General features: G+C 68.5%; 17 protein-coding genes. 7 read left to right on the forward strand and 10 right to left on the reverse strand.

Annotated features, from left to right (window positions below; all coding sequences use genetic code 11):
* Positions 1-31: 31 nt before the first annotated feature.
* Complete coding sequence (locus tag LDO86_RS14795; RefSeq protein ID WP_018769022.1) at positions 32-1,462, reverse strand: aminobutyraldehyde dehydrogenase; 1,431 nt, start codon at positions 1,460-1,462, stop codon at positions 32-34.
* A gap of 168 nt (positions 1,463-1,630) precedes the next feature.
* On the opposite strand from LDO86_RS14795, the gene LDO86_RS14800 reads away from it, so the two are divergent.
* Positions 1,631-3,067, forward strand: coding sequence for a PucR family transcriptional regulator (locus LDO86_RS14800; protein ID WP_018769021.1), 1,437 nt, complete (start codon positions 1,631-1,633; stop codon positions 3,065-3,067).
* A 43-nt stretch (positions 3,068-3,110) separates the two neighbouring features.
* Here LDO86_RS14800 and LDO86_RS14805 read toward each other — a convergent pair whose 3' ends face one another.
* On the reverse strand, positions 3,111-4,706 hold the full coding sequence (locus LDO86_RS14805; RefSeq protein ID WP_018769020.1) for a CYTH and CHAD domain-containing protein: 1,596 nt from the start codon (positions 4,704-4,706) through the stop codon (positions 3,111-3,113).
* A 214-nt stretch (positions 4,707-4,920) separates the two neighbouring features.
* On the opposite strand from LDO86_RS14805, the gene LDO86_RS14810 reads away from it, so the two are divergent.
* The 3 genes from LDO86_RS14810 (at position 4,921) to LDO86_RS14820 (ending at position 8,238) form a co-directional block, all read left to right on the forward strand.
* A complete protein-coding gene (locus tag LDO86_RS14810; RefSeq protein ID WP_223995266.1) occupies positions 4,921-6,144 on the forward strand; it encodes an MFS transporter in 1,224 nt (407 codons plus the stop codon).
* A 4-nt stretch (positions 6,145-6,148) separates the two neighbouring features.
* Positions 6,149-6,829, forward strand: coding sequence for a FadR/GntR family transcriptional regulator (locus LDO86_RS14815; protein ID WP_018769018.1), 681 nt, complete (start codon positions 6,149-6,151; stop codon positions 6,827-6,829).
* Positions 6,830-6,975: 146 nt separating this feature from the next.
* The gene (locus LDO86_RS14820) at positions 6,976-8,238 is read left to right on the forward strand and encodes an AI-2E family transporter (RefSeq protein WP_018769017.1); all 1,263 of its coding nucleotides are present in this window, start codon (positions 6,976-6,978) and stop codon (positions 8,236-8,238) included.
* An 89-nt stretch (positions 8,239-8,327) separates the two neighbouring features.
* Here LDO86_RS14820 and LDO86_RS14825 read toward each other — a convergent pair whose 3' ends face one another.
* Positions 8,328-8,867, reverse strand: coding sequence for a hypothetical protein (locus LDO86_RS14825; protein WP_018769016.1), 540 nt, complete (start codon positions 8,865-8,867; stop codon positions 8,328-8,330).
* A 160-nt stretch (positions 8,868-9,027) separates the two neighbouring features.
* On the opposite strand from LDO86_RS14825, the gene LDO86_RS14830 reads away from it, so the two are divergent.
* The 3 genes from LDO86_RS14830 to LDO86_RS14840 are packed head-to-tail and all read left to right on the forward strand — an operon-like array spanning position 9,028 to position 11,437.
* On the forward strand, positions 9,028-9,318 hold the full coding sequence (locus tag LDO86_RS14830; RefSeq protein ID WP_026265726.1) for a hypothetical protein: 291 nt from the start codon (positions 9,028-9,030) through the stop codon (positions 9,316-9,318).
* 3 nt (positions 9,319-9,321) lie between these two features.
* Positions 9,322-10,149 (forward strand): DUF1206 domain-containing protein, encoded by an 828-nt coding sequence (locus LDO86_RS14835; RefSeq protein ID WP_018769014.1) that lies wholly within the window; start codon positions 9,322-9,324, stop codon positions 10,147-10,149.
* 28 nt (positions 10,150-10,177) lie between these two features.
* A complete protein-coding gene (locus LDO86_RS14840) occupies positions 10,178-11,437 on the forward strand; it encodes an SRPBCC domain-containing protein (RefSeq protein WP_018769013.1) in 1,260 nt (419 codons plus the stop codon).
* Positions 11,438-11,509: 72 nt separating this feature from the next.
* On the opposite strand, the gene LDO86_RS14845 is transcribed toward LDO86_RS14840, so the two are convergent.
* The 7 genes from LDO86_RS14845 to LDO86_RS14875 all read right to left on the reverse strand — a co-directional run bounded on the left by LDO86_RS14845 (position 11,510) and on the right by LDO86_RS14875 (position 19,210).
* Complete coding sequence (locus LDO86_RS14845; protein ID WP_018769012.1) at positions 11,510-12,976, reverse strand: FAD-dependent oxidoreductase; 1,467 nt, start codon at positions 12,974-12,976, stop codon at positions 11,510-11,512.
* Positions 12,977-13,073: 97 nt separating this feature from the next.
* Positions 13,074-14,336 (reverse strand): uroporphyrinogen-III C-methyltransferase, encoded by a 1,263-nt coding sequence (gene cobA, locus LDO86_RS14850; protein ID WP_018769011.1) that lies wholly within the window; start codon positions 14,334-14,336, stop codon positions 13,074-13,076.
* 74 nt (positions 14,337-14,410) lie between these two features.
* On the reverse strand, positions 14,411-14,866 hold the full coding sequence (locus LDO86_RS14855) for an SRPBCC family protein (protein ID WP_018769010.1): 456 nt from the start codon (positions 14,864-14,866) through the stop codon (positions 14,411-14,413).
* Positions 14,867-15,082: 216 nt separating this feature from the next.
* Positions 15,083-16,039 (reverse strand): ABC transporter permease, encoded by a 957-nt coding sequence (locus tag LDO86_RS14860; protein ID WP_018769009.1) that lies wholly within the window; start codon positions 16,037-16,039, stop codon positions 15,083-15,085.
* A complete protein-coding gene (locus LDO86_RS14865; protein ID WP_056393004.1) occupies positions 16,029-16,754 on the reverse strand; it encodes an ABC transporter ATP-binding protein in 726 nt (241 codons plus the stop codon). The genes LDO86_RS14860 and LDO86_RS14865 overlap by 11 nt, the downstream gene beginning before the upstream one ends.
* A 28-nt stretch (positions 16,755-16,782) precedes the next feature.
* A complete protein-coding gene (locus tag LDO86_RS14870) occupies positions 16,783-17,913 on the reverse strand; it encodes an ABC transporter substrate-binding protein (RefSeq protein WP_018769007.1) in 1,131 nt (376 codons plus the stop codon).
* 130 nt (positions 17,914-18,043) lie between these two features.
* On the reverse strand, positions 18,044-19,210 hold the full coding sequence (locus tag LDO86_RS14875) for an RtcB family protein (RefSeq protein WP_018769006.1): 1,167 nt from the start codon (positions 19,208-19,210) through the stop codon (positions 18,044-18,046).
* Positions 19,211-19,307: the final 97 nt, after the last annotated feature.

Below are 19,307 nucleotides of genomic sequence, written 5' to 3' on the forward strand. Positions count from 1 at the left end.
GCCTTTCTTTGAAGCCTGGCGGTGGGTGGTTTTACGCGTCGAGGGCGGACATCACGTGCTTGATGCGCGTGTAGTCCTCCACGCCGTACATGGAGAGGTCCTTGCCGTAGCCGGACTGCTTGAAGCCGCCGTGCGGCATTTCGGCGGTGAGCAGGATGTGGGTGTTGATCCAGACGGCGCCGAAGTCCAGGTCGCGGCTCAGCCGCATGGCGGTGCCGTGGTTGGTGGTCCAGACACTGGAGGCCAGGGCGTAGTCCACGTCATTGGCCATGGCCACTGCCTCTTCTTCGGTGCTGAACTTCTGCACCGTGATGACCGGGCCGAAGGTTTCCTTCTGCACCACGTCGTCGGTCTGCTTTGCTCCGGTGATGATGGTGGGTTCGAAGAAGTAGCCCTTCTCCCCCGCGCGGTGGCCGCCGGTTTCGATCCGGCAGTTGGCCGGCAGGTTCTCCACCACCGACGTGACGGCGTTGAAGTGGTTCACGTTGTTCAGGGGGCCGAAGTAGTTGTCTTCGTCGTTCTGCGAGCCGGTGTGCAGGGTCCTGGTGTGCTCCACCATGGCGGCCACGACGTCGTCGTGCACGGACTCCTCCACCAGCACGCGGGTGATGGCGGTGCAGTCCTGGCCGGCGTTGAAGAAGGCGAACTCGGCGATGGCCGCGGCGCTCTTCTTGATGTCGGCGTCCTTGAACACGATGGCCGGGGCTTTGCCGCCGAGCTCCAGGTGCGCACGCTTCAGGCCCTTTGCGGCACCGGAGGCAACGGCGATGCCGGCGCGCACGGAACCGGTGATGGACACCAGGCCGGGGACCTTGTGCTCCACCATCATGGCGCCTGTTTCGCCGGTGCCGAGCACCACGTTCAGCACGCCGGCCGGGAAGATGCCGCCGGCCAGGCGTGCCAGGACCAGGGTTGATTCGGGGGTGGTGTCCGACGGTTTCAGGACCACGGTGTTGCCGGCCGCGAGCGCGGGGCCGATCTTCCAGATGGCCATCAGGAACGGGTAGTTCCAGGGCGCCACCTGGGCCACCACGCCGATGGGTTCGCGGCGGACGTAGGAGGTGTGGCCCTCGAAGTACTCGCCCGCGGACTTGCCTTCCATGATGCGGGCGGCGCCGGCGAAGAAGCGGAGCTGGTCGGCGCCGGCAGCCACTTCCTCGGAGGCGATCAGGGAGCGGACCTGGCCGGTGTTGCGGTGCTGGGCTTCGACGAGCTCGTCGCTGTTGGCCTCAATGGCGTCGGCGAGCTTGAGCAGCATCAGCTGGCGCTGGCCCGGGGTGACATGCTTCCAGGTCCTGAAGGCGTCCTTGGCAGCTGCCATGGCGGCATCGACGTCCGGCTGCACGGAAACGGGGGCCTGCGCCACCACGTCGCCGTTGGTGGGGTTGACCACGTCCAGCAGGGTGGTGCCGGCGGGGGTGACGAACTTCCCGTTGATGAAGTTCTGCAAGGTTTGGACCACGGTGTGCAACCTCTTTCGTAAGGGCCATCGGCGGCCGGGCGGAGACCACGACGGATGGATGGAACTGCCTTGAGCCTATGCCAGCGCCCAAGCGGGGTGAATAGCCACCTGCACACCCTTGCCAAAGAGGTTTAGTGCGGTTGCCCAGCTCACGTTTATCCTTGCTTCATGGCCATTTCCCTTGCTGCCCTGGTGGGCGTGTCCTCCCTGAAGCTGTCCAAGGCGGGCGTGGCGGAGACTACCTGGAACCAGGACATCAACTGGGTTGCCGTCACGGAGCTGGAGGATCCCCAGCGGTTCCTCAACGGCGGCGAGCTGGTCCTCACCACCGGCCTGCGGCTGCGTTCCGCCCCTGAGCAGCGCCGTTTTGTCCGCCAGGTGCAGCGCGCCGGCGCGGTGGGCATCGGTTTCGGCGTGGGCCTTTCGCATGAGGCGGTGCCGCCGGCCCTCCTGGCGGAGGCCAACCGCTGGGGCCTGCCCGTGGTGGAGGTGCCGTACGAGACTCCCTTCATTGCCATCACCAAGCTGGTGGCGGACGCCCAGTCGGCGGACCACTACGCCAAGCTGGAACGGCTGATCGCAGGGCACCAGGTGCTGGCGCGGGCGCTGCTGACCGGCGGCGGACTTTCCGAGCTGTTGAAGAACCTGGGGGGCATGCTGCGTACAGACATCGCGCTCACGCAGTTCACCGCGCAGCTGTACAACAGCAGCACCGCCAGCCCGTCGGCGGAGACCTGGTCCAGCTATCCCGTCCCTACCGGGCGGCGCGATGCGTGCACGCTGTGGGTGCGCCAGCCGTTCGAGGACACAGGGATCATTGGCTACGCGCAGAACCTGATCAGCGTGGAGCTGAACAACATGGTCAAGCAGCGGCAGGCCCAGCGTGCCCTCTGCGGCCAGGTGCTGGAGGACGTGATCCACGGCGCGCTGGAGACCAGCGAGGCGCAGCGCCGCCTGGCCGGCGTGGGCGTGAACAGCACCCGCAAGAACGTGGTGCTGCTCGCTGTTTCGGCCGCCCATGGCAAGGCCCTGGGGAGCACCTCGGTGCCGCTGGAACTGGAAAAGGCCGTTGCCGCCGTCGTGGGCAAGGACCTGGTACTGGTGGTCAATGACGACGGCGGGACGGCGCCGGCGCTGGCACGGAAGCTCAGCGACCACCTCGCCGAAGCCGGGATCCACGCCACGATCGGCATCGGCGGGGCGTACACCAAGCCGAACGGCCTGCGCTGGAGCTACTTCGAGGCCCGGGACGCCGCCAGCCACGGCCTGCCCGTCAACGAACCCGAGCGGCTCAGCCTGACGTCGCTGCTGCTGGCCAGCGAGGATGTGCCGCTGGCGGATATGGCCCACGAATCACTGAACCCCCTGCGGTCCTTCGATGCCGCACACGGCTCTGAGCTGATGGCCACGCTGGAGAGCTACCTGAACAACAACGGCTCGGTGGCCGCGGTGGCGGAGGAGCTCACGCTGCACCGCAACACCGTCCGCTACCGGCTGGCCCAGATCACCGAACTGACGGGGTACGACCCCGCCGTCACCGCCGACCGGGTGCAGCTGTGGCTCGCCCTGGCCGTGGCCCGGTTGTCGGCCCGCCAGGGCAGGTAGGCAGGGAGGCGGAAAAGGGGGCCGGCAGCGCCCTGCTGCCGGATCAGATGACGCCGTGCCCCAACAGGTCGCGGGATTTCTTCCAGGCCTTCCGGAAGCCGGCCCGGGCTGCCAGCATCCGTTCTTCCTGCCGGCTGAGCAGGTGGGCATAGATGCCTGCGGCGGCCGCGTCGGTGTTGTCGGCGGCGACACCGGCAAGCAGGTCGCGGGCCACTGCGGCGTCCTGGAAGCTGCCCAGGATCTTTTGCTGCCGGCGGGCGGCCTTTGCCACCTTGCCCGCACGCTTGCCATGTACCAGCGCGGCTGATTCGGCCACGTGGCGCAGCCGCTTGGCGTCCTTGCGGACACGGTGGAGGGCAAGTTCCTGTTCCCTGCCGCGCCGTGCCCCCTTGGCAGCCTTGCGTGAGCGGCGCAGCCGTTTGGCGGCCTTGTCCACCGCCTTTGCCGCCGCCCGCCGGCCGGGCGTAACCGCTTCGGCCCGCACCGGTGGGTTGTCCCGGAAGTCCTCGAGCTTGTCCAGGAGCCGGAAGTAGCGCTCCGTTCCCAGGGCTTCGCGCAGGAGCCGGTACGCGTCGTCGTAATCGGCAACCGTGCGCTGTTCCAGGCCTGCCGTTGCTCCCGCAACACCGTCCCCGGGCGGCAGCCCGGCCAGCTCTCCGCGGAGCTGCTCCCGCAGGACTTCAGCGTCACGCGGCCGGCCCAGCAGCTGGCCCAGCCACTTCAGCTCGCTCCGCAGCTTGCGCACCGGCGACGCCCGGTACAGCCTCCCGTAGGCGCCCAGGACCGAGCGGATCCGGCGCGTTGCCGAGCGCATGGCATGGACCGCCTCCGGCTCCTCGCCCCGGACAGCGGCATCGGTGGCAAGGATCTGCTCAATCTGCGCCCCCACGTACACGGTGACGACGGCGGCTGCGGGGGCACGCTTTCCGGCCAGCAGCGCCGGGCTGCCTTCGTCGCCGGCGGGGCCGGCGGCGTCCCCGCCGCCGGGGGACCGCGTTCCGGCCGCCTTGCCCGGCCCCAGTGCGCGGGCCAGCTTGGAGGCGTGGCCTGCGGGGCGGGCGCCGGCAGCGGCAAGCAGTTCCTCCACCGGGCCAAAGAGGCCTGGGTCGCCGTGGACCAGTTCCAGTTCCCACTCGCGCCACTGCTGCCGGGTGGCTGCGCCCCCCTCCTGCAGCCGTTCGGCGGTGACCTGGTCGTCGGCGAGGTCGGCGAGGTGCACGCCGTCGTCACCGTACAGGGGGTAGGTGGTGCGCCGCGTGTGCAGTCGGACCACCGGCACCGGGACGGCACCCCGGAGGTAGGCATGCAGGTGGGTGAGCAGGGCGTCCGGGACCACGTCCGGGCGGCCCAGGGGTGCGTGCAGTTCCGTGCGTTGCTGCGGGCCTTCCCCGGCTGCGGCGGCGGCCTGGGGTGGCAGCTTCAGGTGCCACCCGGCGTCCTTCCCGCCCGTGCGCCGGCGGAGGGTGATGCGCCGGGCGGCGAGGGAATGCTTTGGCGTGTCGAAGTAGACCGCTTCAAGGAGATCGGTATGCGGCTTGCCCGTGCGGGCCACCCCTGCCGCCTGCTCCAATGCGGGCACTGCGGCGCCAGTGTCGACGTCGTATTTTTTCTCGATCTCGAGTCCCCGGGAAGCCTCCACAGCCGTCCTTCCGCACCACCTGGTCCGCGCCAGGCCCTCCGACAGTCCGTTGGCAGTCTATTGCAGCGGCGCCGGACCGGGAGAGGTTGGCCACAAAAGCGCAAACATCAAACGTCTAACCTTTAGGATGGAGGGTATGTCCGCCACTCCCCCCGCTTCCCCGCCCGCAAGCATCCAGGCGCCCACCGCAGCCCCCGCCGCGCCGGCACCCGGCATGGCGCCTGCCAAGCCACGCTCCGCCGTCGTGTTCGGTGTCATTGCGTTGGTGCTGATCGGGCTGAACCTCCGCGCGGGCATCACCGGGGCGTCAGCCCTGCTGCACGACCTCCAGTCGGTACTGGGCTACGGGGCGTTGGTGGCGGCCATCATTCCGTCGATTCCCACACTCTGCTTCGCGGTGGCCGGCGCCGCGACGTCCTGGCTCAGCGGCAAGGTGGGTGTGGAGAAAGCCATCCTGCTGTCGCTGGCCCTGCTGGCCGGCGGCCTGTTGCTGCGCGGCATCCCCGCCACCGGCATGCTCGTGGCCGGCAGTGTGGTGGGCATGTCCGGACTGGCCATCTGCAACGTGGCCATGCCGTCCTTCATCCGCGAGCACTTCGCCTCCCGCACCTCGCTCATGACCGCCGTCTACACCGTGACCATGACCACCGGCGGCACCCTGACCTCCGTCCTGGTCGTACCCCTGGCCCAAGCCCTCGGATCCCCGTCCGCCGCGGTGGGCGCCGTCGGCATCGCTGCCGTGGCCGCCTTCCTGGGGTTCCTGCCCGTGGCACTGCACGCGCACCGCAACGCCGCCCCGGCCACGGGCCTGCGCGTGTCCCCCTGGCCGCTGTTGCGGACCCGCAAAGGTCAACTCCTCACCGCGATCTTCGCCCTTCAGGCCCTGCTCGCGTACGCCCTGCTCAGCTGGTTTCCCTACATGCTCACCACCATGGGCCTGAGCGCCTCGGACAGCGGACTGATGTTCGGGCTCATGCAGCTGGTCTCCGTTCCGGCGGGCATGGTGCTGATCGCCATCGGCTCCCGCCCGCGGATGCTGCGCCCGGCGTTCTACCTGGTGAGCATCACCATGGCCGTGGGAATCCTGGCGCTCCTGGTCCTCCCCGTGGGGCTGGCGGCCGTGCCCGCCGTCCTGCTGGGCTTTGGCCTGGGCATCTTCCCGCTGGTGATGGTCATGATCAGCCGCAGCGGCACCAGCACCGCCGAAACCACTGCACTGTCCACGCTGGCCCAGTCGTCGGGTTACCTGCTGGCCACGGTGGGCCCGTTCGGCATGGGCCTGCTGCACAGCGCCACGGGCGGCTGGATCCTGCCGCTGGTGCTGCTGCTGGCACTGGCCCTGGTACAGATTGTGGTATCCCACCTGATTACCGGCCGCGCCATGACCGGAAAGCCCGCAGGGGCAGCTCCGGTCCGGGCTGCGGACGGAAGGAAGTAACGCCATGTCCCTGAGCCCGTCAGTCCGGCCGCCGCTCGCCGCCGAAGTCACGGCCAAGCTGCGCGGGATGGTCCACTCCGGCGAGTGGGCCCTGAACCAGCGCATCCCGCCCGAACCGGAACTCATGGCCCGGCTCGGCGTCTCCCGCGGGACCCTCCGTGAAGCGGTCAAGGCCCTTGCCCACGGCGGCATGCTGGAGGTCCGGCGCGGGGACGGCACCTATGTGCGCGCCACAAGCGAGATGTCCGGCGCCGCGCAGCGGATGTACCAGGACCACACCGAGCAGCACATCCTTGAGGTGCGGCTGGGCCTGGACACCCAGGCGGCCCGGCTGGCCGCCCGCAATGCCACGGACGACGACGTCACGGCCCTGCGTGCCCTGCTCGCCAGCCGGGACCAGGCCTGGAACAACGGGGACGTCGACGCCTGGGCGGACGCCGACTGGCACTTCCACGAAGGCATCGCCCGGGCGTCCGGGAACCCGCTGCTGCACGAGCTCTACGCCAGCTTCGGAACCGCGTTCCACCAGGATCTCCTCAAGCAGCAGCGCCGGCCCGGCTTCAACGGGCTTCCGCGGGACGGCCACGAGACGCTGCTCGCTGCGATCGAGCGGCGGGATGAAGACGCTGCCGTCGCCACGGTGAACCGGAACCTGAACTCCTGCGCGGAGTGGCTGGCCGAGTAGTCCCGGCGGCACACCCTGCGGGGAAGGGCCCGCTCCGGGGTTTCCGCACCCCCAAACCATCAGTAGGCTTACCATCTGACGAAGGTTGTTCTGCCCTGCGCCGCATCCCGTGGCGCAGGGCACCCTCCGGACGATGAGGAGTACCCATGGCGCGATCAACACGCCTTAGTGATCAAGAGCTGGGCAACGAGCCCCTCCGGCAGGCGCAGGACGGCGCAGCGGCTGGCGATGGGGCACATACCGATGCCGGGCGGCCGGGCGGTGCAGCCCGCCAGGGTCAGCGCCCAGGCACCATCAGGAAAGCATCGGGCTCCAGGCCGCCGGGCGCGCTCTGGTCTGACGGCCTGGGCAGGGCAGGCACCCGCGCAGCCCAGGTTCTGCTGGTTGTGCTGGTAGTCGCCGTCTCCGTCTTCGCGCTGATGCAGATCAAGCTCCTGGTGATCCCCGCCCTGATCGCCCTGATCCTGGCAGCAGCGATCGGCCCGTTCGTGAACATGCTCCGCCGCCGCGGGATACCGGGTGGTCTGGCCACCGGCATGGCGTTCGTGGCGCTGCTGGTGATCCTGGCCGGTGTGTCCACCGTCATCTATTTCTCCGTCCGGAACCAGTGGGGCGAACTGGCGGCGCAGGCCTCCTCCGGCCTCGACGAGCTGGAGCAGTTCCTGCTGACGGGGCCCATCCCCATCGAGCGGGAACAGCTCAACCAGGCACGGGAGGCGGTGGTTCAGTTTGCCACCAGCAGCCAGGTCCGCTCCGGCGCGGTCACCGGGCTGTCCGTGGTGACCGAATTTATTGCCGGGGCCAGCCTCATGGTGGTCATCCTGTTCTTCTTCCTCAAGGACGGCGCCAAGATCTGGGACTTCTTCCTCCGCCCCTTCTCCGGCCAGCGTGAAGCCAAGCTGCGCCGGTCCGGACGCCGCACGCTCGAGGTTTTGGGCGGCTACGTCCGCGGCACAGCGATCGTGGCCCTGGTGGATACCGTGGCCATCGGTGCGGCGCTGCTGATCATGCAGGTACCGCTGGCCATTCCGCTGGCCATCATCGTCTTCATTACCGCCTTCATCCCGCTGGTGGGGGCAACGGTCGCAGGCATCCTGGCCGCCCTCGTGGCGCTTGTTGCCAACGGGCCGGTGGTGGCCCTCATTGTGGTGGCCGTCGTCGTCGCGGTCAACCAGCTGGAGGGCGACCTCCTGCAGCCGGTCGTCATGGGCAAGTCACTTCAGCTCCATGCCCTGGTGATCCTCATGGCATTGACTGCCGGCACCATCCTGGCCGGGATCGTGGGCGCGGTCCTGTCCGTGCCGCTGGCGGCGGTGGCCTGGGCCATCATCCAAGTGTGGACAGCCGAGGACCCGGACCTGAAGGACATGAACCCGGACCTGCCCCCGGCCAATACGCAACCGGTCTAGCGGACTCCGCCCCAAGCACCCCGGACACGGCAGCGGCCCGGCACTTACGTGCCGGGCCGCCGTCGTCAGCTTCTTACTGCGTGTTCGCCCTACTCGCCGCGGAGGCCTGCAAAGACGTTCTTGGGCCGCTGCATCTCGCCGTGCTTGGCGCCGAGGATGATCACCAGGGCTGCGAAGCCGGGGATGGCCCACTGCAGGAGCTTGAGCTGCTGCTGGGCCGTCTTCAATTCGTCCGAGGCCGCGCCGTGCGGCTCCGTTGCGCCTTCGGCGCCTTCACCGGCAAGCTTTTCCACCTTCTTGCCCAGGATGCCCGAGTACAGGGTCACCGCGGCGCCCACCACGGTGACCGCCGTCTTGATGACGGTGTCGCGGGCCACGCCCTCCTGCTTGGCGATGCGGCCCTTGTTCTCCCAGGCGATGGCGAGGTCCGCCACCAGGTGGGAGGCGAAAGCCGCCGTCTGGAACGGCGCCCACTTCATCCAGCCGGCACTGGAAAGCCGGGTGCGCTCGGCGGGGTCCTTGGCCTGGGCCGCCGCGCCGTTGAGTCCGATGGCGCCCATGAGTGATCCGCCAAACCATGCTGCCGCGGTCAGGTCGTGAACTGAACGGGCAATGAGGTTTCCTGCCATGATGTGCGTTCCTAACGTTGTGAACTGGTTCCGGGTTTTGCCGCTGTGCAGCGGACTTCGCTTGCCTGTTCCATCGAGGTATGGTGCGCCCATGGTAAGCACACTTACTAATATTACGAAACCCCGTCCCGGGCGGGGGCAACCGCGTAATATCGTCGCCATGGGAAAAACAGGAACATTGTTCGGCTGGGCCTTCGGGGACCCCGCCCGTGAAAGTGACGGCGGCTACGTGGACGGCCTGCAGCGCGAGGCGCTCAGGAATGCGCGGGAAACCGCCAAAGCCAAGGGCGTGGAGGCGGTCACCGGGTCCGAGGTGTTCACCGTCCTCAGCGCGGACGATTCCCTGGTGGAACTGGACAACGCCCCGGGCCAGCTGGTGGTCCGCTGCACCGTGCACGTGGAGGGACCGGGCGCGGAGAAGCTGAGGGCCGAAGGGCCCATGAACGGCTGAACCATGTCCGACGGCGATTCCACCCTCAGCCAGGCAGCAGACGCTGTCGAGGAGGCGTCCAACCACAAGGCCCTGGACGTCCTGGCCCGCACCGGATTTGCCGTCATGGCGGTGCTGCACATCATCGTTGGGGCCATCGCCGTTGCCATCGCCCTCGGCCATCCGGGCGATGCCGAACCCACCGGCGCCATCGCCCAGCTCGCGGACAACCCGTGGGGACCCGTGGTCATGTGGGGGTGCGTGGCGGCCTGCCTGGGCCTTGCCCTGTGGCAGGCCAGCGAAGCGACGTTGCGCGCCCGGAGCCTGGCCCGCAAGGAACGGCTGGCCAAGCTGGTCTCCTCGGGATTCCTGGCCATCGCATACGGCAGTGTGGGCCTTACGTTCGCCGGCTTCGCCCTGGGCCAGCGCAGCGACTCGGGAGACAACACCCGGGACTTCAGTGCCAGCCTGATGGCCAACCCTCTGGGGCCGTGGGTCCTGGTGGCGCTGGGGCTGACCATCCTGGGCATCGGCATCTACTTCATCGTCAAGGGAATCCGTCGCGGCTTCAAGGAGGAGCTGTTCCACTTCGACGGCACCCGGCGCGGCAGGCTTATCGACAGCCTGGGCGTCACCGGCCATGTGGCCAAAGGGATAGCGCTGGACCTCACGGGCCTGTTGTTCGTGATCGCCGCGGCCAAGCACCGGCCCGAGGAATCCACCGGCCTGGACGGCAGCCTCAAGGCCCTGCAGCACCACCCGTTCGGGCCCACCCTCCTGGTGGCCATTGGCGCCGGCTTCATCGCTTACGGGATCTTCGCGCTGATCCGGGCCCGGTTCGGGCGCATGTAGTCCGCCGCTTTATGGGTAGGAAGGAAGTATGACCCAGCAGCCGCGCGTTCTTTCCACCGTCACCGGGAGTGCCGGGCAGGCCTTTGCCGCCCTCTTCCGGCTCCTCAAACTCGCGCGGCCGGACCGGCCCATCCACCCCCAGGGCCTGGGCCTGGCCGGACAGCTCACCAGGACCGGCAACCCCGCACAGCCCAGCGGCATCGACTGGCTCGATTCCCCGGGGACCGACCCGGTGGTGGCCCGCTTTTCACGGTCCTTGGGCCTGCCGCAGGCGCTGCCGGACATCCTGGGCCTGGCGCTCCGGGTTTCGCCGACCAGTGCTTCCGCCGGTTCCTCGACCCCTGCCGCTGCCTCCGGTACCAACCCCGCGGACGTCCTGTTTGCCTCCACCGGCTGGGGACTGCCGGGCAGGTTCCTCCTGATGCCGCGGCTGGACATTGCGGGAGCCACCCTGACCACGCTGATGCCGTACCGCGGCCGGACGGGCCCGGTGCTGTTGGGACTGCGGACGCTGAACCTACCTTCGGGGTCGCCGGCCTCCGGCGAATGGGTGCTGGGACTGTCCTGGGCCAGACCCGGAGGGCCGTGGCGGGCGTGCGGTGAACTGCGGCTGAACGCGGGTGCGGACCCCGCGGACATCCCGCTGCGTTTCGACCCTCTTGAGAACCAGCCGCCGGGCGCCCGGACGTACGCCTGGACCCGCCGCCTGCGGAAGCCGTCCTACCGGGCCGCACGGCGGCCCGCACCTCCCGCCGTCGGACACTTGAAGGACCCCGGACACCCGACGGGGTCCGCCGAAGCACCCCACCAAAGCATGACCGGAACCGGAAGGAACTCCATGTCCACCGTCTCGCGGCTGTTCACCTCCCCCGCGGCCGACGTCTGGCGGGTCATCGCCGACGGCTGGCTGTATTCCGGCTGGGTGGTGGGCGCATCCCGGATCAGGGACGTGGACGCCGAATGGCCCCGGCAGGGTTCCCGGCTGCACCACTCCGTGGGCGCCTGGCCGCTGGTGATTGATGACAGCACCAGCGTGGCGGCCGTCGAGCCAGGCCGCTCGCTGGAACTGGTGGCGCGGGGCTGGCCGATGGGCGAGGCCAAGGTGGAGATCACGCTGGAGGACCGGGGCGACCAGTGCCTGGTGACCATCGCCGAGGATGCCATCCGCGGCCCCGGCAAGCTGATGCCGAAATTCCTGCGGGACCCGCTGATTTCGGCGCGGAACCGCGAGACCCTGCGTCGCCTGGAGCTGATGGCCGTTGGCGGCGCTGGTAAGCAACAGGGTTAGGGCATATTAAAGCAGGAACCGCGGGACCAATGGCCCCGCGGTTCCTGTCTGATGGTGCGTTGAATCGGTGCGTTAGACCTGCGCGGCCACACCGTCGCGGGAGATGTCCACCATGTCCTCGCGCGGCACCACCTTGATGCGCTCACGCTTGACCTCCACGCCGTGCGATCCCCCGGCCTCAGTGGCAGCTGCACCCAGTGCGAGTTCGTGCGCGTCCAGCGCCAGCCAGCCTTCCCAGCTGGTGAACTTCACGCCGCGTGCGTCGAGGAGTTCGGTGACGGCGTCCTCCTCCGGTGCCGAAGCGACGGGAAGGTTTTCGCGGTCTTCCAGCAGGTAGGTCACCGTCTCCAGGGCGTCGCCCTTGGTGTGGCCGATGAGGCCGACCGGCCCGCGCTTGATCCAGCCGGTGGCGTAGATGCCCGGGACGTGGTTGCCGTCGGAGTCCAGGACGCGGCCGCCGTCGTTCACCACAACGCCCTTCTTGTGGTCGAACTCCACGTCCGGGAGGGCGGAACCAAAGTAGCCGATGGCTCGGTAGACGGCCTGGACCGGGTAGTCCACGTACTCGCCGGTGCCGCGGGCGTTGCCGGTGCCGTCCAGCTCGGTGCGCTCAAACTTGATGCCGGCCACCTTGCCCGGGGTCTCGGCGTCGTCATAGATCTCCACCGGGCTGTGCAGGAAGTGCAGGTGCAGGCGGCGGGACGCCTTGAGCTCGGAGACGTCCTCGGGCTGCTCGGCAATCCAGTTGGTGAGCGTGCCCACCATTGTCTTGGTCTGGTTGTTGGTCTGGATCTGGCGGTCCGATTCCTCGTCGAACTCGAAGTCCTCCGGGTACAGGATGATGTCTACGTCCTTGGAGTGGGACAGCTCGCGCAGCTCCAGCGGGGTGAACTTGACCTGGGCGGGGCCGCGGCGGCCGAAGACGTGCACGTCGGTGACCGGGGAAGCCTTCAGGCCGGCGTAGACGTTGTCCGGGATCTCGGTGGTGAGGAGGTCGTCGGCATGCTTGGACAAAACACGGGCCACGTCCAGGGCCACGTTGCCGTTGCCGATCACCGCGATTTCCTTGGCCTCGAGCGGCCATTCGCGCGGGACATCGGGGTGGCCGTCGTACCAGGAGACGAAGTCGGCGCCGCCGAACGAGCCCTCCAGCTCGATGCCGGGGATGTTCAGGTCCGCGTCCTTGATGGCGCCGGTGGCGAAGATGACGGCGTCGTAATGGGTCCGGAGGTCCTCGATGGTGAGGTCCGTGCCGTAGTCCACGTTGCCGAAGAAGCGGATGTCGCCGCGGTCCAGCACCTTGTGCAGGGCGTTCACGATGCCCTTGATGCGGGGGTGGTCCGGGGCCACGCCGTAGCGGATCAGGCCGTAGGGTGCCGGGTAGCGGTCAAAGAGGTCGATGCTGACGGTCAGCTCGCCGCTTTTGACGGCTTCGCTCTTGGTGAGGATGTCGGCGGCGTAGACGCCGGCCGGGCCGGAGCCCACGACGGCGACGCGCAGCGGACGCGCAGCAGTTCCTACGGTGGTGCTGGATGACACGGCTGTGTTCCTTTTCTTCGTTCCGGCCCAACTGGCTCGCATTTGTTGTCGTTTTGACGGCTCAGAACGACAACAACTGCCAGTCAGTTGGGTGGGGCTAGGTGGTGAGGACGGTCTTGCGGGGGCTGTTCGGGGTGGTGGTGCTGTAGTCAGCGGTTTTGAAGTGCGACGGCGCGAAGGGGCTCACGCGCACCACGTCACCGATGACAATCACGGCAGGATTTGCGACGCCGGCCGCCTGGGCCTGGTCGGCGATGGAACCGAGCGTGCCAATGGTGACGCGCTGGTCCGGCAAATAGCCGTTTTCCACGATACCAACCGGGGTGTCCTGCGGCAGGCCGGCTTCGCCCAGCGCGGACGCGGATTCGCGCAGCTGGCCCACGCCCATGAGCAGGACGATCGTGTGGTCCGGACGGGCGGGTACCTCGGAGAGTTCCTCGTGGCCGGTGACCACGCTGAAGCCCTTGGCCAGGCCGCGGTGGGTGACGGGAATTCCGGCTGCTGCGGGAACGGAGATTGCCGAGGTGACGCCGGAGACCACTTCAACCTCGACGCCGTGCTGGCGGCAGTATTCGGCTTCCTCGCCGCCGCGGCCCAGCACGTAGGGGTCCCCGCCCTTGAGCCGGACAACGCGGTGTCCCTTGAGGGCTTCCTCGACGAGGATCCGGTTGATCCCAGCCTGCGGAACGGGGTGGTGGCCGGGGGTCTTGCCGACTTCGATGATCCGGACGTCCGGGGCGAGTTCGTTGAGCAGTCCGCGGGGGCCCAGGCGGTCGGCGACCACGACGTCGGCCTGGCCCAGGAGACGGCGGCCGCGGACCGTGATGAGGCCCGTATCGCCGGGACCGCCGCCAACCAGCGCGACGGATCCCTGGTGTGCGCGGCGGCGGCGCAGCGGCAGGTCGCCGGTTTCGAGGGCGGTGGCCACGGCATCGCGCACGGCCATGGCCCGCCGCGGGTCGCCGCCGGCGTTGATGGCGATCTTGACGTCGTCGACCTCCGCAACGGCGGGAGTCCAGGCGGCGGAAGCTTCATGGTTGGAGGCGTTGACGCACCAAACGCGCTGTGCCTCGGCGTCGGCCGACACCTGGGCGTCCACGGCGGAATCGCCGGTGGCGGTCTGGACGAACCACACGCCGTCGACGTCGCTGGAAAGGTAGGGCCGCGCTTCCCAGGTGAGCAGGCCGGCGCCGGCCATCTCCAGCAGCGCGGGCGAGGCAACCGGAGCCACGACGGTGACCACGGCCCCGGCGTCGAGCAGCCCCTTGGCGCGGCGGGCGGCAACGGGGCCGCCGCCCACCACCAGCACCGGGCGGCCGAGCAGCCGCAGCGCCGTGGGGTAAATGTCCTGAATTGCCATGAATCAACGGTAGGTCCGCGTCACATTCGCCCACAAAGGCCGAGCAACACCAGTTCACGTAAGGTAATGCTGCGTCACAAACGTTTAGCCGCAGCGGCGAGGAACCTGCCCCTGCGGACGATGATGCGCTCCAGGTACCGGGCCAGGAACAGGCGCTCGACGGCGCGGCCCAGGACCCCCAGCGGGGCGGTGAACTCCACCCGGTCAACCATCAGGCTTCCCGTGGCAGTAGGCGCGAATTCGTGGACGTGCCGGAAGGCCTTGAAGGGGCCCTTGACCTGTTCGTCGGTAAAACTGCGCGGGTAATCGAAGGCGGTAATGCGGCTGGTCATGGTGAGCGGTATGCCGAGGTGCCTGGCTCGCCACGTTACTTCCTGGCCTTCCCCGATAAGCCCGGTTGTCACCCCTCCCACCGCCCGCTCGCCCGCTGTCCGCTGCGACTCCAAGTGGATGTCAATGCTGCGCGCCCGGTCGAAGAGCTGCTCCACGGGGAGCGGGGACGCGGTGCGGCACTCGAAGCTGGCGGTCATGGCGCCAGTCTGCCACGGCCCGCCCTGGTGGGCGCCGGCGGTCGCGGGGCACTTTGGCGCGTTCCGGCGTCGAACCGGCCCTGAAACCCGGCGTGTCCGTGTCAAAGTGCCCCGGTTCCGTCAGGTCAGGGCACAGAACAGTCAGAGCACAGGACAGCAGAGAGCCCGACGGCGGGACTCGCCTTCGGGCTCTCAGGTGCCTGGGTGCGGGCTGACTTAGCGGGTGCTGCCGGCCAGGAGGCCGCGGCGGCGCAGGAGGCGCTTCTCGATGGGGCCGAACACCAGAAGCTCAATCAGGATGCCGACCGCGAGGATCAGCAGGATGGCGGCCATGACCACGCCCATGTCGGACAGGGTCCGGCCCTGGTCCAGCAGCGACCCCAGGCCGAAGCCGATGGTGCCGCCCACAGCGATGATCTCCGCGGCCATGAGGGAGCGCCAGGAGAAGGCCCAGCCCTGTTTGAGGCCGCCCAGGTAGCCCGGCAGCGCGGCCGGGAGGACAATCTGCAGGGCCATCTGCAGCCGGGACGCGCCAAGCACCGTGCCCACCCGGCGGTACTGCGGCGGGATCTGGTCCACACCGGAGATGAGCCCGTTGATGATGGACGGGATGGCCCCCATGAACACCACGAAGTACACGGTGGCGTCAGTAAGGCCGAACCAGATGATGGCCGCGGGGACCCACGCCACGGAGGGCAGGACCTGCAGTCCCGAAATGAGCGGTCCAAACGCGCGCCGCAACGGTGCCACCTGGGCCAGCAGCAGGCCGACCGGCGTGGCGATGGCCACCGAAATCAGGAAGCCCACCACGCCGCGCTGCAGCGACGTCCAGACTGATTCCTGGAACTTGCCGTCGCCCCAGAGAACGCCCAGCTGGCCAAGGACGTCCAGCGGCCCGGGAACCAGGTCGCGCCGTTTGACGCCCAGGGACACGTAGAACTGCCAGACCAGCACCAGCACCAGCAGCGCGGCTACGGGCAGGAGGATGCGGCTCCAGTCGATCCGGTGTTTGCGGTCGGCGTCGGACTGCAGCGAGTCAAGGCCGGATTCCAGCTCCCGGAGGTCCTCGTTGCCGGTGGACGTCCGGGTCAGGGCGGCATGGACTGGCTCGCGGGTTTTGGTTTCGTCGGGCTCAACCACCGGCGCGGAGCCGGACAGGGACTTACTTGGCATGGCGGCGAATCTCCTCCCGCAGCCGGGCGGTGATGACCCCGGTCAGCTGGCCGGCGAGCCCGGCGTCGGTTCGGTGTTCCTCGGTGACGGCCCATTCCTGGACCACGCGGCCGGGGCGCGAGGACAGCAGCAGGACGCGCTGGCCCAGCCGGACGGCCTCGCGGACGTTGTGGGTGACGAAGACGATGGTGCGCCCGGTTTCCTTCCAGATGCGTTCCAGCTCGTCGTGCAGCAGGTCGCGGGTGATTGCGTCCAGCGCGGCGAACGGCTCGTCCATGAGCAGCAGCTGCCGGTCCTGGGCCAGCGAACGTGCCAGCGAGACGCGCTGCCGCATGCCGCCGGAGAGCTCGTGCGGGCGCTTGTCCCCCGCCGTCCCCAGGTGCACCAGTTCCAGGAGCTCCTGGGCCTTGGCCTTGCGCTCGGCCTTGCCCACCCCGCGGAGCTTGAGGGCCAGCTCGATGTTTTCCCGGGCGGTGAGCCACGGGAAGAGGGCGGCGTCCTGGAACATGAAGGCGGCGCCGTCGCTAGGTACTTCCAGGGCGCCCGACGTCGGCGCTTCGAGTCCCGCGATGATGTTCAGGAGGGTGGATTTGCCGCAGCCGGAGGCACCGAGGAGGGCAACGAACTCGCCCTGCTTGATGTTGGCGTTGACGTCGTCCAGTACCGGGGCGCCGTCGCCGAAGCGCTTGCCCAGGTGTTCCAGTACGACTGGCATGGTGCCGTCCTTAGGTAGTGGGGGTGGGTCAGTCCTGGCCGAGTCCGGCCGCAGAAATCTTGTCGGTACCGCCGGTGACCTGGTTGAGGGCACGGAGGTCGAAGAGGCCGTTGATGTCGGCCTTCTTGGTGGTGCCGGCCTCCACGCCGTCCTGGAGGAGCTTGGAGTAGCTGCCGGCCAGGGGGTCCAGGGTGAAGGTGATGTTGGCCAGCGACCTGGTAAGGACATCTCCCGGCAGTGCTGCCCCGGCGGTTTCCTGCAGGGCGGAGTTGATGAGCTCCGCCTTCTGGCCGGCCGGCGCCGAATTGAGCCACGCTACCGATTCCGCGTTCCCCTTCAGCAGCGCCTTGACCGTGTCCGGGTGGTCCGCGGCGAACTTCTGGTTCACGATCAGGATGGTGGTGGGGAACTCGCCCGGCTTGCCGGTGCCGGTTCCGTCCCACAGGTCCTTTTCGTCCACCAGCACCTGGGCGCCGGCCTGGAGCACCAATCGTGAGGCCCACGGCTCAGGCAGCCACGCGCCGTCGAGCTTTCCGTCCTGGAACAGCTTGAGGGACTGGGCGTTGTCTGTGGGGTTGATGGCGACATCGCCGCTGCCGTCCACGTTGGTCTTGTAGCCCTGCTTGCTGAGCCAGGCCCGGAGGGCCACGTCCTGCGTGCCGCCGAGCTGCGGGGACGCGAGCGTCTTGCCCTTGAGGTCGGCGGCGGAGTTGATCCCGGGCCTGACCACCAGCTGTGCACCGCCCGCCGCGGCGCCCGCAATCACCCGCACGGACTGGCCCTGGCTCTTGGCGAACGAGTTGATGGCCGGATTGGGGCCGATGTAGGCGGCGTCGATGGCACCGGCATTCAGGGCCTCGATGGCTGCCGGGCCGGCGTTGAAGGTTTCGGTGCTGAGCCTGGTGCTGCCCAGGGCGTGCGCGAGGAACCCCTTTTTGATGCCCACCAGGGCCGCGGCGTGGGTGACGTTGCCGAAGTAGCCCAGCTTCAGTTCCGCGGCCGGGGTGGGCTCGGCGGCCTGCGCCTCGCTGTTGCGGGAAATGTTCGAGGCCACGATGGCGCCGACGGCGATCAGCAGGACCAGCCCGATGGCCAAGGCAGCCTCGACGGCGCGCCTGCGCGTGGGAACCGCGCTTTCGCCTGCCACGATGCGGGTCATCCCGGGCTTGGAACTAGTCATTGTTTCACCATAGGGAGTGGCCCAAACGCGTTCAACGACGCGGAAACGGGGGGTCACGGACGTTCATCTAGCGTCACATTTGGCCGCACTCCTGCCCTGTTTCGCAGATTCAGTTGCCTTTGACGTTGACCAGCTGCCGCAGCTTGTGCCGCACCGTGACCAGGTCCGCGGCATCCTGCATGACCTGGTCGATCGGCTTGTACGCGGCCGGGATTTCGTCAATGAAGGCCTCCGAGGCGCGGAACTCGATGCCCCGCATGGCCCGCTTCAGCTCCTCCAGCGTGAAGGCCTTCCGGGCAGCGTTCCGGGAGTACTCACGCCCCGCCCCGTGCGGTGAGGAGTTCAGCGACGCCGGGTTGCCACGGCCCACCACAACATACGACGCCGTCCCCATGGACCCGGGGATAAGTCCGGGATCTCCGGGGGCGGCTTTGATGGCGCCCTTGCGGGACACCCACACGGACTTGCCGTAGTGCGTTTCCTGCTCGGTGAAGTTGTGGTGGCAGTTGATCCGCTCGCGTTCGCGGACCGGCCCGCCCACCCAGTGGCTGAACTGGGTTCTTACGCGGTCCATCATCTCCTCCCGGTTCAGCAGGGCGAAGTGCTGGGCCCAGCGCAGCTCGGCAATGTACCGCTCGAACTGCGGGGTTCCCTCGTCCAGGTACGCGAGGTCCGGGTGCGGCAGGTAGATCTGGTTCTTGCGGCTGATAAGCCGGGCGACGCCGATGTGGTGCTGGGCGATCCTGTTACCGATGCCCCGCGAGCCCGAATGCAGGAAGAGCCACACGCCGTCGTCCTCATCTGCGGACACCTCGATGAAGTGGTTCCCCGAGCCCAGGGACCCCAGCTGCAGCTCCCACTTGGGAACGTACTGGGCAGGGTTGAAACCGGCCTTCGCGGCCCGCTGCTTCAGCTCCGCGATCCGCGGCTGCGCCGTGGGAAGGACCTGCCTGTTGTTATGCCCTGCCGATAAGGGGATGACCCGCTCGATGTCCTCCCGGAGGCGCTTGCGGTCCTTGGGCAGGTCCTTCACGGAGTACTGGGTGCGGACCGCGATCATGCCGCAGCCGATGTCCACGCCAACCGCGGCCGGAATGATGGCGCGCAGCGTGGGGATGACGGAGCCCACGGTGGCGCCCATGCCCAGGTGCGCATCCGGCATCAGCGCCAGGTGCGGGTAGATGAACGGCAGGGCCGCGGTCATCACTGCCTGCTCGCGGGTCTTGTCATCCAGGATGGACGCCCAGTTGAGGAGCTTCGGGCTGATGGTCTCCATGCTTTCGCCTCCTCTGACAACCTTACGAGACGGCAAAACCGCGGCTTGTTCGCGCGTCAGAACCTTCACGGTCCGGATCTGCGAACAAGCCGCGGTT

This window comes from Arthrobacter sp. StoSoilB19 (assembly GCF_019977275.1).
Lineage (GTDB): Bacteria > Actinomycetota > Actinomycetes > Actinomycetales > Micrococcaceae > Arthrobacter.

Excerpts from the sequence above, each read along its gene's own strand:
- LDO86_RS14860 (WP_018769009.1), bottom strand. The coding sequence starts at position 16,039 with ATGCCAAGTAAGTCCCTGTCCGGCTCCGCGCCGGTGGTTGAGCCCGAC.
- LDO86_RS14840 (WP_018769013.1), top strand. The coding sequence starts at position 10,178 with ATGACCCAGCAGCCGCGCGTTCTTTCCACCGTCACCGGGAGTGCCGGG.
- LDO86_RS14855 (WP_018769010.1), bottom strand. The coding sequence starts at position 14,866 with ATGACCGCCAGCTTCGAGTGCCGCACCGCGTCCCCGCTCCCCGTGGAG.
- LDO86_RS14810 (WP_223995266.1), top strand. The coding sequence starts at position 4,921 with ATGGCGCCTGCCAAGCCACGCTCCGCCGTCGTGTTCGGTGTCATTGCG.
- LDO86_RS14815 (WP_018769018.1), top strand. The coding sequence starts at position 6,149 with ATGTCCCTGAGCCCGTCAGTCCGGCCGCCGCTCGCCGCCGAAGTCACG.
- LDO86_RS14825 (WP_018769016.1), bottom strand. The coding sequence starts at position 8,867 with ATGGCAGGAAACCTCATTGCCCGTTCAGTTCACGACCTGACCGCGGCA.
- LDO86_RS14870 (WP_018769007.1), bottom strand. The coding sequence starts at position 17,913 with ATGACCCGCATCGTGGCAGGCGAAAGCGCGGTTCCCACGCGCAGGCGC.
- LDO86_RS14800 (WP_018769021.1), top strand. The coding sequence starts at position 1,631 with ATGGCCATTTCCCTTGCTGCCCTGGTGGGCGTGTCCTCCCTGAAGCTG.
- cobA (WP_018769011.1), bottom strand. The coding sequence starts at position 14,336 with ATGGCAATTCAGGACATTTACCCCACGGCGCTGCGGCTGCTCGGCCGC.
- LDO86_RS14830 (WP_026265726.1), top strand. The coding sequence starts at position 9,028 with ATGGGAAAAACAGGAACATTGTTCGGCTGGGCCTTCGGGGACCCCGCC.
- LDO86_RS14875 (WP_018769006.1), bottom strand. The coding sequence starts at position 19,210 with ATGGAGACCATCAGCCCGAAGCTCCTCAACTGGGCGTCCATCCTGGAT.
- LDO86_RS14865 (WP_056393004.1), bottom strand. The coding sequence starts at position 16,754 with ATGCCAGTCGTACTGGAACACCTGGGCAAGCGCTTCGGCGACGGCGCC.
- LDO86_RS14835 (WP_018769014.1), top strand. The coding sequence starts at position 9,322 with ATGTCCGACGGCGATTCCACCCTCAGCCAGGCAGCAGACGCTGTCGAG.
- LDO86_RS14820 (WP_018769017.1), top strand. The coding sequence starts at position 6,976 with ATGGCGCGATCAACACGCCTTAGTGATCAAGAGCTGGGCAACGAGCCC.